Origin of the sequence: Nonomuraea sp. K271 (genome assembly GCF_009908215.1) — a bacterium.
GTDB lineage: Bacteria > Actinomycetota > Actinomycetes > Streptosporangiales > Streptosporangiaceae > Nonomuraea > Nonomuraea longispora.
In genome coordinates, this window is sequence record NZ_JAAAHR010000003.1 from 117,690 (window position 1) to 133,273 (window position 15,584).

The following is a 15,584-nucleotide window of genomic DNA, read 5'->3' on the forward strand; positions in this document are numbered from 1 at the left end:
GAAGTCCCGATATCGGAAGGAATCCATGTCCGAGAACCACGAAGCAATCGTCACTGACCCTAAAACCGAGGGCGAGGGCGGCTGCCCGGTGGCGCATGAGCGCGCACTGCACCCGACTCAGGGCGGCGGAAACCGCCAGTGGTGGCCGGAGCGGCTCAACCTGAAGGTCCTCGCCAAGAACCCCGTCGTGGCCGACCCCTTCGGTGGGGAGTTCGACTACGCCGAGGCGTTCAAGAGCCTCGACCTCGCGGCCGTGAAGCGCGACATCGCCGAGGCCCTGACCACCTCGCAGGACTGGTGGCCGGCCGACTTCGGCCACTACGGCCCGTTCATCATCCGGATGGCCTGGCACAGCGCCGGCACCTACCGGGTCAGCGACGGCCGCGGCGGCGCCGGCTCCGGCCAGCAGCGTTTCGCCCCGCTCAACAGCTGGCCGGACAACGCCAACCTCGACAAGGCCCGCCGCCTGCTGTGGCCGGTCAAGAAGAAGTACGGCAAGAAGCTCTCGTGGGCCGACCTGCTCATCCTGTCCGGCAACGTGGCCCTGGAGTCGATGGGCTTCAAGACCTTCGGCTTCGCCGGCGGCCGTGAGGACGTGTGGGAGCCGGAGGAGGACGTCTACTGGGGTCCCGAGTCCACGTGGCTCGGCGACGCGCGATACACCGGCGACCGCGAGCTGGAGAACCCGCTCGGCGCGGTGCAGATGGGCCTCATCTACGTCAACCCGGAGGGCCCGAACGGCAACCCCGACCCGCTCGCCGCGGCCAGGGACATCCGCGAGACGTTCCGCCGGATGGCGATGAACGACGAGGAGACGGTCGCCCTCATCGCGGGCGGTCACACCTTCGGCAAGACGCACGGCGCGGGCCCGTCCGACCACGTCGGCCCCGACCCCGAGGCCGCCTCGTTCGAGGAGCAGGGCCTCGGCTGGAGCAACACCTTCGGCACCGGCAAGGGCGCCGACACCATCACCAGCGGCCTCGAAGGCATCTGGACCAACACCCCGACCACGTGGGACAACAGCTTCTTCGAGATCCTCTTCGGCTACGAGTGGGAGCTGTTCAAGAGCCCCGCGGGCGCCCACCAGTGGCGGCCGAAGGACGGCGCCGGCGCCGGCACCGTGCCCGACGCCCACGACCCGTCGAAGCGGCACGCGCCGACGATGCTGACGACCGACCTGTCACTGCGCTACGACCCGGTCTACGAGCCGATCTCGCGGCGTTTCCTGGAGAACCCCGACGAGTTCGCGGACGCGTTCGCCAGGGCGTGGTTCAAGCTGACGCACCGCGACATGGGCCCGGTCGAGCGTTACCTCGGGCCGGAGATCCCGTCCGAGACGCTGCTGTGGCAGGACCCGCTGCCGGCGAGGACGTACGAGCTGATCGACGCGGCCGACGTCGCCGAGCTGAAGAGCAAGATCCTGGCGTCGGGCCTGACGGTGTCCCAGCTCGTGTCGACCGCGTGGGCGTCGGCGTCGTCGTTCCGCGGCAGCGACAAGCGCGGCGGCGCCAACGGCGCCCGCATCCGCCTGGAGCCGCAGAACGGGTGGGAGGTCAACGACCCCGACCAGCTGGCGCTCGTGCTGCGCTCCCTGGAGGGGGTCCAGCAGGCCTTCAACGCCGCCCGGACCGGCAAGCAGGTCTCGCTGGCCGACGTGCTCGTGCTCGGCGGATGCGCCGCCGTCGAGAAGGCCGCCAAGGACGCCGGCTTCGACGTCCAGGTGCCCTTCACGCCCGGCCGCGTGGACGCCACGCAGGAGCAGACCGACGCGGAGTCGTTCGCGGCGATGGAGATCACCGCCGACGGCTTCCGCAACTACGTCGGGAAGGGCCACCGGCTGGCCGCCGAGTTCCTGCTGCTCGACCGGGCCAACCTGCTGACCCTGAGCGCCCCGGAGATGACCGTGCTCGTCGGCGGCCTGCGCGTCCTGGGCGCGAACCACCGGCAGTCGGCGCACGGGGTCCTCACCGAGACCCCCGGGAAGCTCACCAACGACTTCTTCGTCAACCTGCTCGACCTGGGCACGACGTGGACGTCGACCTCCCCTGACCAGAACACGTTCGAGGGCCGCGACAGCGCCACGGGCGAGGTCAAGTGGACCGGCACCCGCGCCGACCTCGTCTTCGGCTCGAACTCCGAACTTCGCGCGCTCGCGGAGGTCTACGCGAGCGACGACGCGAAGGAGAAGTTCGTGGCCGACTTCGTCGCGGCGTGGGACAAGGTCATGAACCTCGACCGGTTCGACCTGCGCTGATCAGACGGGCGTCCAGGCCGGCCGGCGCGGGCCGGCCTGGACGTCCTCAGGCGTTCAGCACCGCCTGGAGGAAGTCCCGCGTACGCTGCTGCTCCGGCTCGTTGAAGATCTGCTCGGGCGGCCCGTCCTCGACGATCTGCCCCTGGTCGAACATGAGCACCCGGTGCGAGATGTCCCGGGCGAAGTTCATCTCGTGAGTGACGCACAGCAGGGTCAGGTTGCTCGACCGCGCGATGTCACGCAGCAGGGACTGCACGCCGGAGACGAGCTCGGGGTCCAGCGCCGAGGTGACCTCGTCCAGCAGCAGCACCTCCGGCTCCATCGCGAGCGCCCGCGCGATGGCGACCCGCTGCTGCTGCCCGCCCGACAACTGCGACGGATGCGCGAGCGCCTTGTCGGACAGCTCGACCATCTCCAGCAGGTCGCGCGCCTTCTCCTCCGCCTGCTCCCGCGGGACGCCGAGCGCCCGCACCGGGGCCTCGGTGATGTTGCGCAGCACGTTCATGTTCGGGAACAGGTTGAACTGCTGGAACACCATGCCGATCTTCTTGCGGACCTGGCGCAGGTGCTTCTCGTCGGCCGTTACCATCCGGTCGCCGCGCTTCATGTGCGACAGGCACTGGCCGTCGACCTCGATGGTGCCGGACGTGACCCGTTCGAGGGTCATCAGCAGGCGCAGGATCGTCGTCTTCCCCGAACCGCTCGGCCCGATGAGGGTGACGCGCTCCGCGGGCTTGACGTGGAAGTCCAGCTCGCGCAGGACCGTCACGTCGCCGAACCGCTTGACGACCTTGTCGAACTGGATCATCCACTGCTGATCGTCGCCGGCACGGGGATCTTTTTCAGACTGCGTATCAGGTATCAAGACGGCGCTCCATACGACGGACGAGCATCGACGCCGGGATCGCGATGAGCAGGAAGAACAGCCCGGCGATGGTCATCGGCTCCAGGTAGCGGAAGCTCTCGGAGCCGACCCCGCGGGCGAGCCCGACGACGTCGACAACGGTGATCACGGAAAGCTGCGGCGACTCCTTGAAGATCGCCACCACGTAGTTGCCCAGAGCGGGCAGTGCCCGGCGTACGGCCTGCGGCAGAACGATGCTGATCCAGGTGTAGGGGCGGGGCATGTTGAGGGCGATCGCCGCCTCCCACTGGCCCTTCGGCACACCGTCGATGCCCGCGCGGTAGACCTCCGAGGTGTAGGCGGCGTAGTGCACGCCCAGCCCGATGATCCCCGTCGTCAGCGCGGTCATCTTGAATCCGAAGTCCGGCAGCACGTAGTAGAGCACGAACAACTGCACCAGCAGCGGCGTGCTGCGGATGAACTCCATGATCGCGCCCACCGGCCGGCTGATGTACGCCCGGCGCGAGCGGCGCAGCAGTGCCACGAACAGCCCCAGCACGAACGCGAGCACCGCGCCGCCGAGAGTGGCCTGCACGGTGACCAGCAGTCCCTGCGTCAGCAGGGACGGCAGGATCTCCAGTGTCCAGTTCCAGTCCCAGATCATCGGGCCGCCTCCACTGCCGCCGTGGCCCGCCGCCGCCGCGGCGGCTTACCCCGGCCCACCATGCGCGCGGCCCGCCGCTCGACGAACCGCATCACCAATGTGATCGCGTACGAGAACAGGAAGTAGATCACCAGCATCAGCGCGAACACGATCAGCTGGTCGCTGCCGGAGTTGACCAGCAGCCGGCCCTCGTAGGCGAGGTCGGCCACGGTGATGACGGACAGCAGCGACGTCGCCTTGAGCAGTTCGATGAGCAGGTTGTTCATCGGGGGGATCATCTCGACGAACGCCTGCGGCAGGATGACGTAGCGCATCCGCTGCAACGGCGAGAAGTTCAGCGCGATCGCGGCCTCACGCTGGCTGGGGGGCACGGCCTGCAGCGCGCCGCGCACCACCTCCGAGCCGTACGCGCCCAGGTTGAGACCGAGCGCCAGCACGCCCGCGAACACCTTGTCCAGCTGGTAGCCCGTGAGAATGGGCATCGCGTAGAACAGCCAGAACAGCTGGACGAGCACCGACGTGCCGCGGAAGAACTCCATGTAGACGCGGGCGACGCCCCGGACGGTCCGCAGGGGCGACGACGCCATCAGCCCCACGACCAGGGCGATGACGATGGCGAGCGCGGCGCCGCCCGCCGCGCTCTGCAACGTGACCGCGGCCCCCTGGCACAGGAAGGGCATCGTCTCGCCGAAGACGCCGGGCAGGTCCCCGCTGCACGGGTTGACAGTCATCATGCTCGCGTCAGGAGCCCGCGCAGAGCTGCTGGGCGGTAAGCTTGGCGGCGTTGTCGACCTCGGTCTTCGTGAAGCCGAACTTCTCGATGAGCGGCAGCACGCCGTTGGAGTCCTGCAGCTTCTTCAGCTCGGCGTTGAACGCCTCGATGAGCCCGGTGTCCTCCTTGCGGAAGCCGAACCCCCCGGCACCGAGCTGCTCCTTCCCGTCGACGACCGGCACGAACGACTCCGTGACCTCCAGCGGCTCGTCCGCGTACTGCTGCTGGAGCGTCCAGCGCAGCGAGACGGCGGTCAGCGCGATCGCGTCCACCCGGCCGGCGAGGATGCCCTTGAAGGCCGCGTTCTGGTTGGGGAAGACCTGGATCTGCCCGTCCTTCACGCCACCGGCCTCCGCGTAGCCCTTCTCGACGGCGCCTTCGAGCACGCCGAGCTTGGCTCCGCTCTTCGCGATCTCCTCAAAGCTGGTGAGCTTCTTCGGGTTGCCCTTGGCCACCAGGAACGCGGTCGTGCCGGCGTAGTCGGGATTCGAGAAGGCGATCTGCGAGCACCGCTCCGGGATGATGAACATGCCGGCGGCGATGAAGTCGTACTGCTTCGACTGCAACCCGGGGATCAGGGAGCCGAAGGAGTCGACGATCTGCGCCTCCAAAGTGTCCACGCCGAGCGCCTTGAAGATCGCGCGGGCCACTTCGGGGGCCTCGCCGGTCAGGTTGCCGTCCTTGTCGCGGTAGCCGTACGGCTGCTCGTTGGCGATGCCGACCTTGATCGTGCCCGTCTGCTTGAAGCGGGCGAGGGGGTCGGCGCCCTGCGAGGCGCCCGTGGTGCCCCCGCCCTCGTCGACGCGGCTGCAACCGGCGATGAGTGCGGGGCCGCCGACGAGGGCCGCCGCAGTGAGTCCCGAGCTTCTGAAGAAATCCCGACGCGTCCAACGGTTGGCCGTCACGCTTCACTCCCGTTCGTGCCGATATCGTAACTATGCTCATCCGAACGGATCGTCAAAGACTGGTGTCCCCGCCGTTCGGTTCCCTATGCAAGATGGGTAGGCCCGGAGATACCGTGGCCTCGCGATGCGCTCCGCCGCTTCGGCGCCGCTCGGAGGCACCCGGCCCCGCGCATGCGGGCGGGCCCTCCGCCATGCGTACGTCGAACCGGCGATGCGTTTCGCCAACATGGGCCCCGAACCTAGCGGACGGACCTGGGTGCTCCTCCGAACCGTCTTCGGCCCGCGATGTTTGAGAACCGGGCCCAGGCGGGTAGGGAAAACGGCTTGTCCGTTTTCCGGGTGCCCCAGTGGATCGGCCTTCCCGCCCTGTTTGCCCACTACCCTATCTGACCTGGGGAAACGTCGGCGGCGACGCAATCTCGTCATCTTACAGGAACGCTTTCGGAGCCGTCACGGAAAGATCTCGAACGGGGAACAGGGCGCGTGTCCAGAGGAAAAATATGTGATTCGCGTTACGTGACATTGATGTCAACCTGTGACCTGGGTAAACCCACCAGCCCCACTGACACCCGAGAGCGGACACGACCGATCCTGCCGCCGACCTGCCAGGTCAGACGCCTACGCCCATACCACTGTCTGCATGGCTCAACAGAATCAGATAATCTGATTGCGTGAAGGTGATGACCGCTACTGAAGCGTCCCGAAATTTCGCTACCGTCCTCGACCAGGCAGAGCACGGGGAGACGGTCGTGGTGACTCGTGGCGGCAAGCAAATCGCCGTGATCGGCCCCGCACCCATCGCACCAGGGCGCATGGTCAAGGCGCTGCTGGCCCGAAGTGCGGGAACACTCGACGAGGATTTCGAGGCCGATGTGGCGGCGGCTCGTGAGGCGGTCGATGACGAGATGAGGCAGACGTGGCCCGACGCCTGATGTTGGACACGGGTGTACTCATCGCAGCAGAGCGTGGCAGAGCATCTGTGGACTCGGTGATCGAAGATGCCGACGATGTCGCGATTGCAGCCGTCACGGTGGCCGAACTACTGGTCGGCGTGGAGTTGGCAGATGCAGCCCGCCGACCCGGCCGGCAGACCTTCGTGGACGACGTTCTGGCGCTGATTCCCGTCGAGGAGTACACGACAGACGTCGCCAGAGTTCACGCACGTCTCATGGCCCACGTCCGACGGGGAGGCAAGTCTCGTGGCGCGTACGATCTGCTGATCGCCGCGACAGCCGCGGCCACGGCGAGAACGGTGATCACGATGGACTCCTCGGCCGCGTTCGATGATCTGCCGGGCGTCCGCGCTCAGGTGGTTCCCCGCTGAAGACCGGCCTGCACCGGCGCGGCGTTCAGTATAGCCGTACGTGGCCAGCACCCACAGGTGGAGGGAGCAATTGGACGGGCTTTCTCCGACGAGCTCACCCAGCCTGGTGGCCGTCGCGGAACCTTCGATGGTCAGCGGCGATATCCTCCCTGCATGGGACGTGATGAACGTGGTGTGACGCCTCAGCAGGAGGACTTCTCGGCCTGGTACAACGAGCTGGTCACCAAGGCGCAGCTCGTCGACCGGGGCCCGGCCAAGGGCACCATGGTCATCCGACCGTACGGCTATCGCCTGTGGGAGCTGCTTCAGGACGAGCTCGATCGCCGGATCAAGGACACCGGTCACGAGAACGCCTATTTCCCACTCCTGATCCCCGAGAGCTACCTCCGGCGCGAGGCCGATCACGTCGAGGGGTTCTCGCCCGAGCTGGCCGTCGTCACGCACGCCGGCGGCAAGGAGCTCGAAGAGCCGCTGATCGTCCGGCCCACCTCGGAGACGATCATCGGCGAGATGATGGCCAAGTGGATCTCGTCGCACCGGGACCTTCCGCTGCTGCTCAACCAGTGGGCCAACGTGGTGCGCTGGGAGCTGCGGCCGCGCATGTTCCTGCGCACGACGGAGTTTCTCTGGCAGGAGGGGCACACGGCGCACACCGACGAGGCCGACGCGATGCGCGAGACGATGCTGGCGCTCGATCTCTACGCGGAGGTCGCGCGGGACGTCGCGGCGATCCCGGTGGTGACGGGCGAGAAGACCGCGGGTGAGCGGTTCGCCGGCGCGGTGCGTACGTACACCATCGAGGGCATGATGCGGGACGGCAAGGCACTGCAGGCCGGCACCTCCCACTACATGGGCAGCAACTTCGCCAAGGCCTTCGACATCCGCTACACCTCGGAAGCCGGTCAGCTCGAGCTGTGTCACACCACCTCGTGGGGCATGTCGACGCGGATGATCGGCGGGGTCATCATGACCCACGGCGACGACAAAGGGCTGGTGCTGCCGCCCAGGATGGCCCCCTACCAGGTGATCATCGTGCCGATCGGGCGCGGCGAGCAGGGCGTGCAGACCTCGGCCGCGGCGCGGGAGCTGGCGGGGCGGCTCAAGGCGGCGGGTGTGCGCACCCACGTCGACGATCGTGCCCAGCTCTCGCCCGGCTTCCGGTTCAACGACTGGGAGCTGCGCGGTGCGCCCCTCCGGCTCGAACTCGGCCCGCGCGATCTCGAGTCCGGCACCGTGGTGATGGCGAGGAGGCTCGGCGACGAGGGCAAGCAGAGCATCCCGCTGTCGTCCGCGCCGGAGCTCATCCCTGGCGTGCTGGAGGAGTTCCAGGCCTTCCTGCTGCGCAGGGCCACCGAGTTCCGCGACGGTCACACCGTGAAGGTCGACACCTGGGACTCCTTCACGGAGGCGGTCGCCTCGGGATGGGCGCTGGCGCAGCACTGCGGCGACCCCGCGTGCGAGGCCGACATCAAGGCGAAGGTGGCGGCGACTCCGCGCTGCATTCCGCTCGACGGCGCTCCGGAGAGCGGGCGTTGCGTGCTGTGCGGTGAGGCCTCCGACTACGGCAAGCGGGTCGTCTTCGGCCGGGCCTACTGATTCTCACGAGCGTCGATCAGCGCGTCCATGTGCGCCTCCGCCCAGGCGCGCGCCGCGTCCAGCGGTTCGAGCAGACTGCGGCCGAGCGGGGTCAGCGCGTACTCGACGTGCCTGGCGGGGCCGGCGTGGACCGTACGCACGACGAAGCCGTCACGTTCCAAGGCCCGCAGTGACTTCGTGAGCACCTTGGGGGTGATGGTCCGCAGCGGTACGAGAAGTTCGGAGAACCGCCGGGGGCCCTCTTCGAGGCACTGAATGATCATCCCCGCCCATCTGTCCCCGATCCTGATCGGCATCAGGCCGGAGGGACAGACGGGGTCGAACATCTCCGGATCCAGCGGCTTGGTCACGGAACCACCGTAACCGCGGTATCCACGCGGTAACCACGGCCCCCGCTACCTTGCGCAGCACCGCAAGGAAGAGGTGGGAGCATGGGAAAGATCGTTGTGTTCGGTGCGGGTGGGCGCGTTGGACGGGCGGCCGTCGGCGAGGCCCTTCGCCGCGGCCATCAGGTCACCGCGGTCGTGCGCGCCCCGGACAGACACCAGCGCCTCACGGGGGCCACAGTCCGCGCCGGCGACGTCACCGACGCCGACGCGATCGCCGACCTCGCGACCGGGCACGACGCCGCCATCATGGCCGCGTACGACGCCGGCGCGCGGCCCGACGTCTTCTTCCCTGCCGCCGCCCGCGCCCTTGTCGACGGGCTGACCCGGGCCGGGGTGGGCAGGCTGGTCACCGTCGGCCTCGCGGCCACGCTGAAGACCCCGGATGGCACACCGTTGATGGACACCCCGGGTTTCCCGCAGGAGTTCCGCCCCATCTGCCTGGGGCACGCGGCGGCGTCGGCCCTGCTGCGCTCCTCGGACGCCAGGACGGACTGGCTGATCGTCAGCCCGGCCGGCGACTTCGACCACGCCGGCGCACGTTCCGGCCGCTACACCATCGCAGAGATCGACATGGCCGGCCGCGTCTCCTACGCCGACCTGGCGGTCGCCCTGCTCGACGAGATCGACACCCCTCGCCACCACCGTACGCACATCGGCGTCACCGCGGCGGGCGGTGTCGGCGACGCGGACGACACCCGAGGCTGACGCGCCCGCCGGTCAGGGGCACTTCCGCGGGGCCGTGTCGCATGCCGCGTCCCTCCGCGAGCGCCCGGATCCGTGACGGCAACGGAAAGCCGCTCAACCCGTTGTCCGCCCTTCACTGATCACGTTTTAATGACGACGCGTTTAGGCGCCCGCCGACCCAGGGAGGGGAACGTACGACCGGCTTTCGGGGAGTGCGCCGTCAAGGGATCAGTGACGGGTTGGAGTCCACATGTATGACGAACCGGCACCGCCTCCCTCCCTCGCCGCGCGCGTGTGGGGATTGTTACGGCAGGCGGGGACGCTTTTCCGTCGCCGCCTCGTGGTGATCGTCGTTGTCGTCGCCGTCCTGATCTCCACCGTCGTCCTCGTGAACTACACCCAGGGCTGGTGGCCATGGGGCGGTTGTGAGACGCAGAGCGAGGATGTCGTCGCCGTCGAAGGCGAGTGCGTCGGGCTGATGGACCCGGCCGAGGGGACGATGGTTCTCGGCAAGGAATACCAGCAGCTTCTCGAGGTCATCGCGGCGGAGAACCGCGAGGTCACCGCGGAGGGCGACTACAGCACGATCGCCCTCCTCGCCCCGATGGGGGCGGGCCCGCGCGGGCTGGTCGGCGACCGGGCTCTGCACCAGCTCGAAGGGGCGTTCATCGGCCAGTACCGCGCCAACCGTTCCGAGACATTCCCCAAGATCCGGCTGGTCCTGGCCAACACCGGCCACGACGGCTCGAAGTGGCGCACGGCGGTGGAGGCCGTACGCAAGAACGCCGCGACGGGAGCGACGGGCATCCCCGGCCAGATCGTCGCGGTCACCGGGATGGGCCCGAGCCAGCAGGAGAGCATCGACGCCGCTCGCGCCCTGGCGAAGGACCCCGGGATTCCGATGGTGGCCGACTTCATCACGGCGGCCGGGTTCAACACCACGGGGGAGATCGACGACGGCGGACCCATTCCGGGGCTCACCCGCACGGCCGTCAGCACCTCGGCGCAGCTGGAAGCCATCGCGAAAGAGCTCAAGGACAAGAAGGTCAAGGGAAGCGCGGCCCTGATGTGGGCTGACGTGACCCCGCAGGGCACCAAGGACCTGTACGCCGGCTCGCTGAAGGACGCCTTCCTCGATCCGGAGCTCGGGCTGAAGGAGTATGTCGACAAGTCCGGACTCAGTTTCCCGTTCGACCCGCGTGGCGGCCCTTCGCTCCTGCGCACCATCAGCGACACGATCTGCGGCACGAAAACCGACATGATCTTCTACGCCGGCCGCCAGACGTTCATGCCCACGTTCCTCAAGCTGCTGCGCAACCGGCCCTGCCGGTCGACGCCGATCACCGTGGTCACCGGCGACGACGCCCAGAACCAGGATCCGAACGACCCGTCGCTGCACGACCCGGACGCGCCCATCAAGGTGATGTTCGTGCCGCTGGCGGAGCCGAAGCGGCTCGACCACGAGGACAACGAGCACCGTCAGCTCTACCAGCAGTTCAGGAACGAGTTCGTGGCGCCCCACCATGGCGTGAGCTTCTCCGCGGCGCACCTGGGCAGCGGGCTGGCGATCATGTCGTACGACGCGGTGACCGCCGCCGCCACCGCGGTGCAGAAGGCCGCGATCGGCGCCGACCCGTCCCAGCTCAACCTGCCCTCCACCGCGGCGGTGCGCGGGCAGCTCTATCTGTTCACTGGGACCAACGCCATCCGCGGCGCCAGCGGCGCCTTCACGCTCGACTCCAGGACCGGGGAACGGGTGAACCTCACCGCCCCCACGCCCGTGACTATCCCGTGATCACGACGACGACCACCAGCGCCGCCGCCGCGACGAGGAGGAGCAGCAGCCAGCGCCGGCCGGGCATACGAGGCCCCCGTACGCGCTCCAGCTTCCCCGCCTCGGTGAGGCGGAGCACCACCGTACCGATCGTGAACCGGTCCCCCGGCCGCAGGGTCGCGTACAGGACGGGACTGCCGTCGATGTACGTGCCCAGGCCGCCGCTGTGGTCGTGCAGCCGGTAGCCGCCGCTCACCTTGCGCACGGTGGCGTGCGCGGGGGCGACGCCCTCCCCGTGGACGACGATGTCGGCCGCAGACCCGCTGCCCAGCGTGGTGGTCTCCTTCAGCGTTCCGAGCACGGCCGACAGGACCCGTGTACGCGGCACCGTCGCCTGCGCGTTGTCCGACTGGTGCCCGACGAGGCGGCCGAGCAGCTCCATGGTCGTGGGCCGTCGCGCCGGGTCCTTGGCCAGGCAGTCGGCGACCAGTGACCGCAGCGGCTCGGAGATCACCGTCACGTCGGGGGTCTCGGTCAGGACGCGGTTGATGATGACGGCCACGTTGCTGCCCGCGAACGGCATCCGGCCGGTGGCGGCGAAGTACATGGTGGCCGCCCATGCGTGCACGTCGGCGGGGAACCCCACCTCGGTGTCCCCCACCACCTGCTCCGGTGCGAGATAGCCGGGGGTCCCCACGGGCGTGGTGATCACGGCGGTCGCCTCCAGGGCCCGCGCGACCCCGAAGTCCACGACCCGCGGCCCGTCGGGCCCGATGATGACGTTGGCGGGTTTGAGGTCCCGGTGGACGACTCCCACGCCGTGGATCGCCGCCAGGGCGGTCGCCGTGTAGGTCGCCAGCCGTTCGAGGGCGGGCCCCGACAGCGGCCCGTGGTGGTCGACGAGCCTCTGCAGGGACGGGCCTTCCACGTACTCGCTGACGATGTACGGCTGGTCACGGTCGATGGCCGCGTCGATGATCATGGCCGTGTACGCCCTGGGCACCCGCGAGGCGATGGCCACCTCGTCGGCGAACCGCCTGCGCGCCCTCGGGTCCGCCGCCCCCTGAGCGTGGATCACCTTCACCGCGACCCGGCCGGCCTCGCTCTGCGCGAGGTAGACCGTGCCCTGACCGCCGACACCCAGGCGGCCGAGCACCTCGTAGGGCCCGATGCGCCGTGGTTCGCCGGTGTTCATTCAGGCTCCCAACGTCAGCGCGAGGACGACGGCGAACGCCGCCAGGACGACGATCAGCACCACGACGGCGCCGCGGCGGCCCCGCGAGCCGTCGCCCGCCGCGGATCTCCCCCGCCGCCACGCCTCGCGCAGGTTGGCGTCGGTTTCGACGTAGATGCGGTCAGGGGTGACGAGCCACTGCCACGACTCGCCGGCCGCCCGCCATCGCGCGACGTCCACGGTTTCCGGCGAACCGTCCAGACACTGCCGTATCAGACGGCGATGCCGCAAGGGCAGCACCCTGGCGAGCGCGGCCTCGTCCACCGACCACGCCTCGGTGCTCTCCTGGAGGCACCGCACGACGGCCCACGCGAACTTGTAGTAGTCCGACTCCTGGGTGAACGCCCCTTCGCGGGGAAGTTTCCACTGCTCAGGATCGACCTCCGCCAGCGCGCCACGGCCTCCGGCCGGCAGGCAGGAGTCGCAGTCCAGCAGGTACACCGCCGGCGCCGGGTCGACGGTGAAGACGGCGTTGCGCAGTTGCAGATCGCCCACCACGTACCCGTGCTCGTGCAGCCACTGCACCGTCGCGAGCAGCTGACCGAGCACGGCCAGCTTGTAGGGCGGCTCGTAGTACCGCGTACCGTAGTGATCACGCAGGGCGCTCACCCGCTCCGGCGACCGGGTGAGCTCGTCGAGGTGCCGCGGCGCCAGCCGGTCGCGCAGCTCGACGAACATCTGCCGGGGAGCGGGCCTGATCAGGATGCCGGTGATCCGGTCGTGCCGGACCGCCGCGACCGGCCACGCGCAGCGCTGGTCGAGGGTCGCGCGGTCGTGCCGGGGAAGCTCACGCCGCCAGCGCACCATGGCGAGCAGGGCGTCCTCGTCCAGCCCCGCCAGCGTCTCCTCGTCATAGCGTTTGAACAGGAACCGGCCCGGCACCCCGTCGACGCCGCACGGCGTCAGGCTGCGCGCCTGGCCTCCCGGGCGCAGGGAGTAGGCGTCGGCGTCCGTGGGGGGCGTCAGATCCGCTTCGTCGACCACATCTGGGGGGTTCATGCTGCTGCCGCCGCGCTCCTGTCACATGACCGCCGTGTCGTGGCGGCCCGCCCACAACGCCAGAACGGTCCGGTCGTCGTCGTAAGTCGACAGCTGGAAATCCACGTCGTGCAGGAAGCTGCGCAGCTCGGGCGGAGAGCACCACGAGGTGGCGAGCTGCTGGGCCAGCAGGCTGCCTCCGCCGCCCATGGCCGTGCCGAAGCCGTCGCTGCACAGGACCAGTACGTCGCCCGGCTGCCAGTCGATCTGCCGTTCGCGCAGCTCACCGAGGTCGTCCGGCAGGGCCGACGTGACGTTGGCCGGTCGCTGCCCGTCGGGCGGGAAGAGCTCGGTCCACGTCCCGCCGTGGAGCCACAACGCCGGCGAGTCGCCGATGGCCGCGCAGGCGGCGACCCCCCGGCCGCCGTCCGCGGGGACCACCGCGATCGTCAGCGTCGTGGCGGGCGGATCCGACGCCGAGCCGGCGGCGTGGAACCTGGCGGTGACGCGCATGACCTCTCCGGCGACGGCGGCGAAGGCCGCGTGCCAGCCGTGGTCGGGCGTCAGGGCGAGGTTCGTGGCGGCGCGTACGGCCACCGCGGCGGCGTGTTCGGCGTGCGACGTGCTGCCCAGCCCGTCGGCGACGGCCGCGATGACCCAGCGTCCGTCGGCGCTCAGCCGTACCGCGTAGGCGTCCTGCAGAGGTTCGCCGCGGTAGCGGTGGCGCCGCCCGCGGATGCTCACCGCGCGGACCGTGGTCTGCGCGAGCATGCCGCCGTCGAGCGCGACGCCGGGAGCGCGCGAGTCCGCGCCGCCCGCGAGCAGGACGGGCAGTGGCTGGGGAGGCGGCCCGAGCGGCGCCCTCCCGCCGGCCGCGGCGGCGCGCGTCCTGCGCGACAGGACGAACCACCCGAGAAGTACGGCGCCCGCGCCCACGACACCGGACAGGATCCACCACGGCGGGCTTGCCGCCCACCCGCCGCCCTGCACGGTCACCGTCACCGTGGGCTCCGGCGAGGGCGCGCCCGGCCGGCCCGGCAGACCCGCCGGGCCGATCCCGGCGGCCAGGACCAGCCCCGCCAGCGCCGCCCTGATCATCTGAGCTGCCGCATCCCGGCAGGACCGCGCAGAACGGCCGTGTTCCTGTTGATGGAGGCGCTGATGCTGTCGGAGACGGCCTGCGCGATGCCGTGCAGCACCGTGGCCGCGCCCGTCGCGACCTCGCCCGCGAAGGCCAGCACCTCGCCCCGCAGGGTGGTGGCGACCCGCCGCAGGGTGTCCTCCTGCACCGTTCCGAAGCCGAGCGCCACGATGTACGGGGCCGGGTCGAGGCCCGCCAGCCGGTCGCGCGCCGGGCCCCAGACCTGCACGTCCTGGTGGGTCGCGCCGACGTACGGCTCGCCGTCGGTGATGAAGAAGACCACCGGCGCCCGTACGTCGAACTGCTTGGACAACTTCCTGTAGTCCTTCTCGACGATCTTCACGAGCCCGCGGAAGGCCGCCAGGTAGTCCGTCTGCATGCCCGGTCTCAGCGCCGGCACTCTGAGGGCGTCGCACGGCCTGGTCAGCGGGAGCACCACCTCGACCTTGTCGGCGAAGGACACCACGGCGACGTGCGCCGCCTCGCTGACGCCCGGATCGCCCGCCTCCAGCTCGAACAGCAGCTCGCCCACGCAGTTGGAGAGCACCTCGAAGGGGGTGGGCCGTCCGTCCTCGCGGGCGGTGTGCATCGAGTGCGACACGTCGCACACGATGTAAAAGGGGAAGGCGCGGGGGCGCCCGTTAGCCGATGCCATCGGCTTTTCATCCTGATAGCGATTTCCAATCTTGGCAAGACTCGCAAATTCGGTCGACAGGCCAAGCCGCCGTGCACTGTGATGGTCCGACCGCCCGCCGTACGACCATCACAGGAGCCCTCACTTGGCGACGACCGTCGATCCTCGCCCCACGATCACTGCCGCACTCGTCAGAAGGCTGGTCGACACGCAGTTCCCGGAGTGGGCCGGGTTGCCGCTGACGCTGCTCGAACCGGCCGGCTCCGATCACGTGATCTACCGGCTGGGCGAGCAGTTGACCGTGCGGCTGCCCCGCCACGCAGGCGCCATCGGACAGGCCGCGAAAGAACTCAGGTGGCTGCCCCGGCTGGCCCCCCACCTGCCCCTCGCC

15 protein-coding genes and 1 pseudogene are annotated in these 15,584 nt (G+C 69.5%); 7 read left to right on the forward strand and 9 right to left on the reverse strand.

The genetic code is table 11. The annotated features are described in order from the left end of the window. Window positions 1-25: 25 nt before the first annotated feature. Complete coding sequence (katG, locus tag GUY59_RS01980; protein WP_138200877.1) at window positions 26-2,254, forward strand: catalase/peroxidase HPI; 2,229 nt, start codon at window positions 26-28, stop codon at window positions 2,252-2,254. A 46-nt stretch (window positions 2,255-2,300) separates the two neighbouring features. On the opposite strand, the gene ehuA is transcribed toward katG, so the two are convergent. The 4 genes from ehuA to ehuB are packed head-to-tail and all read right to left on the reverse strand — an operon-like array spanning window position 2,301 to window position 5,439. Continuing rightward, complete coding sequence (ehuA, locus tag GUY59_RS01985; RefSeq protein ID WP_138200878.1) at window positions 2,301-3,062, reverse strand: ectoine/hydroxyectoine ABC transporter ATP-binding protein EhuA; 762 nt, start codon at window positions 3,060-3,062, stop codon at window positions 2,301-2,303. A 46-nt stretch (window positions 3,063-3,108) separates the two neighbouring features. Then, complete coding sequence (gene ehuD / locus GUY59_RS01990; protein WP_138200879.1) at window positions 3,109-3,762, reverse strand: ectoine/hydroxyectoine ABC transporter permease subunit EhuD; 654 nt, start codon at window positions 3,760-3,762, stop codon at window positions 3,109-3,111. Continuing rightward, window positions 3,759-4,496, reverse strand: a complete 738-nt coding sequence (gene ehuC / locus GUY59_RS01995; protein WP_236666738.1) for an ectoine/hydroxyectoine ABC transporter permease subunit EhuC — start codon at window positions 4,494-4,496, stop codon at window positions 3,759-3,761. The genes ehuD and ehuC overlap by 4 nt, the downstream gene beginning before the upstream one ends. Before the next feature lie 7 nt (window positions 4,497-4,503). Next, entirely contained in the window at window positions 4,504-5,439 is a 936-nt protein-coding gene (gene ehuB / locus GUY59_RS02000; protein ID WP_138200880.1) for an ectoine/hydroxyectoine ABC transporter substrate-binding protein EhuB, read from the reverse strand. A 680-nt stretch (window positions 5,440-6,119) separates the two neighbouring features. Between ehuB and GUY59_RS02005 the strand changes: the two genes are divergently transcribed. The 3 genes from GUY59_RS02005 (at window position 6,120) to proS (ending at window position 8,359) form a co-directional block, all read left to right on the forward strand. Beyond that, window positions 6,120-6,371 carry a type II toxin-antitoxin system Phd/YefM family antitoxin gene (locus GUY59_RS02005; protein WP_138200915.1) on the forward strand — a complete coding sequence of 84 codons (252 nt, stop codon included), beginning with the start codon at window positions 6,120-6,122 and terminating at the stop codon, window positions 6,369-6,371. After that, the gene (locus GUY59_RS02010) at window positions 6,371-6,763 is read left to right on the forward strand and encodes a PIN domain-containing protein (protein WP_138200916.1); all 393 of its coding nucleotides are present in this window, start codon (window positions 6,371-6,373) and stop codon (window positions 6,761-6,763) included. Before GUY59_RS02005 ends, GUY59_RS02010 begins: the two co-directional genes overlap by 1 nt. 153 nt (window positions 6,764-6,916) lie before the next feature. Beyond that, on the forward strand, window positions 6,917-8,359 hold the full coding sequence (proS, locus tag GUY59_RS02015; protein WP_138200881.1) for a proline--tRNA ligase: 1,443 nt from the start codon (window positions 6,917-6,919) through the stop codon (window positions 8,357-8,359). Here the strand turns inward: proS and GUY59_RS02020 are convergent. After that, window positions 8,353-8,709 (reverse strand): winged helix-turn-helix transcriptional regulator, encoded by a 357-nt coding sequence (locus tag GUY59_RS02020; protein WP_138200882.1) that lies wholly within the window; start codon window positions 8,707-8,709, stop codon window positions 8,353-8,355. The genes proS and GUY59_RS02020 overlap by 7 nt on opposite strands. Window positions 8,710-8,790: 81 nt before the next feature. On the opposite strand from GUY59_RS02020, the gene GUY59_RS02025 reads away from it, so the two are divergent. Both GUY59_RS02025 and GUY59_RS02030 read left to right on the forward strand, forming a co-directional pair. Further along, a complete protein-coding gene (locus GUY59_RS02025) occupies window positions 8,791-9,453 on the forward strand; it encodes an NAD(P)-dependent oxidoreductase (RefSeq protein ID WP_138200883.1) in 663 nt (220 codons plus the stop codon). Between the two features lie 229 nt (window positions 9,454-9,682). Next, a complete protein-coding gene (locus GUY59_RS02030) occupies window positions 9,683-11,227 on the forward strand; it encodes a hypothetical protein (protein ID WP_132328529.1) in 1,545 nt (514 codons plus the stop codon). Here GUY59_RS02030 and GUY59_RS02035 read toward each other — a convergent pair. Genes GUY59_RS02035 through GUY59_RS02050 form a run of 4 tightly spaced genes read right to left on the reverse strand, consistent with a single transcriptional unit; the run spans window position 11,217 to window position 15,214 of the window. Then, complete coding sequence (locus GUY59_RS02035) at window positions 11,217-12,401, reverse strand: FHA domain-containing serine/threonine-protein kinase (RefSeq protein WP_138200884.1); 1,185 nt, start codon at window positions 12,399-12,401, stop codon at window positions 11,217-11,219. The genes GUY59_RS02030 and GUY59_RS02035 overlap by 11 nt on opposite strands. Further along, entirely contained in the window at window positions 12,402-13,439 is a 1,038-nt protein-coding gene (locus GUY59_RS02040; RefSeq protein ID WP_138200885.1) for a hypothetical protein, read from the reverse strand. A 21-nt stretch (window positions 13,440-13,460) separates the two neighbouring features. Continuing rightward, window positions 13,461-14,516 carry a protein phosphatase 2C domain-containing protein gene (locus GUY59_RS02045; RefSeq protein WP_132637731.1) on the reverse strand — a complete coding sequence of 352 codons (1,056 nt, stop codon included), beginning with the start codon at window positions 14,514-14,516 and terminating at the stop codon, window positions 13,461-13,463. After that, entirely contained in the window at window positions 14,513-15,214 is a 702-nt protein-coding gene (locus GUY59_RS02050; protein WP_132637733.1) for a vWA domain-containing protein, read from the reverse strand. Before GUY59_RS02050 ends, GUY59_RS02045 begins: the two co-directional genes overlap by 4 nt. 124 nt (window positions 15,215-15,338) lie before the next feature. Here GUY59_RS02050 and GUY59_RS02055 point away from each other — a divergent pair. Further along, window positions 15,339-15,584: pseudogene (locus tag GUY59_RS02055) on the forward strand (phosphotransferase); the annotation flags it as partial.

Bases quoted from the DNA above. Each gene is read 5' to 3' on its own strand.
- ehuA (WP_138200878.1), bottom strand. From the start codon at position 3,062: ATGATCCAGTTCGACAAGGTCGTCAAGCGGTTCGGCGACGTGACGGTC.
- proS (WP_138200881.1), top strand. From the start codon at position 6,917: ATGGGACGTGATGAACGTGGTGTGACGCCTCAGCAGGAGGACTTCTCG.
- katG (WP_138200877.1), top strand. From the start codon at position 26: ATGTCCGAGAACCACGAAGCAATCGTCACTGACCCTAAAACCGAGGGC.
- GUY59_RS02035 (WP_138200884.1), bottom strand. From the start codon at position 12,401: ATGAACACCGGCGAACCACGGCGCATCGGGCCCTACGAGGTGCTCGGC.
- ehuC (WP_236666738.1), bottom strand. From the start codon at position 4,496: ATGATGACTGTCAACCCGTGCAGCGGGGACCTGCCCGGCGTCTTCGGC.
- GUY59_RS02005 (WP_138200915.1), top strand. From the start codon at position 6,120: ATGACCGCTACTGAAGCGTCCCGAAATTTCGCTACCGTCCTCGACCAG.
- GUY59_RS02030 (WP_132328529.1), top strand. From the start codon at position 9,683: ATGTATGACGAACCGGCACCGCCTCCCTCCCTCGCCGCGCGCGTGTGG.
- GUY59_RS02025 (WP_138200883.1), top strand. From the start codon at position 8,791: ATGGGAAAGATCGTTGTGTTCGGTGCGGGTGGGCGCGTTGGACGGGCG.
- GUY59_RS02040 (WP_138200885.1), bottom strand. From the start codon at position 13,439: ATGAACCCCCCAGATGTGGTCGACGAAGCGGATCTGACGCCCCCCACG.
- ehuD (WP_138200879.1), bottom strand. From the start codon at position 3,762: ATGATCTGGGACTGGAACTGGACACTGGAGATCCTGCCGTCCCTGCTG.
- GUY59_RS02010 (WP_138200916.1), top strand. From the start codon at position 6,371: ATGTTGGACACGGGTGTACTCATCGCAGCAGAGCGTGGCAGAGCATCT.
- GUY59_RS02045 (WP_132637731.1), bottom strand. From the start codon at position 14,516: ATGATCAGGGCGGCGCTGGCGGGGCTGGTCCTGGCCGCCGGGATCGGC.
- GUY59_RS02050 (WP_132637733.1), bottom strand. From the start codon at position 15,214: ATGGCATCGGCTAACGGGCGCCCCCGCGCCTTCCCCTTTTACATCGTG.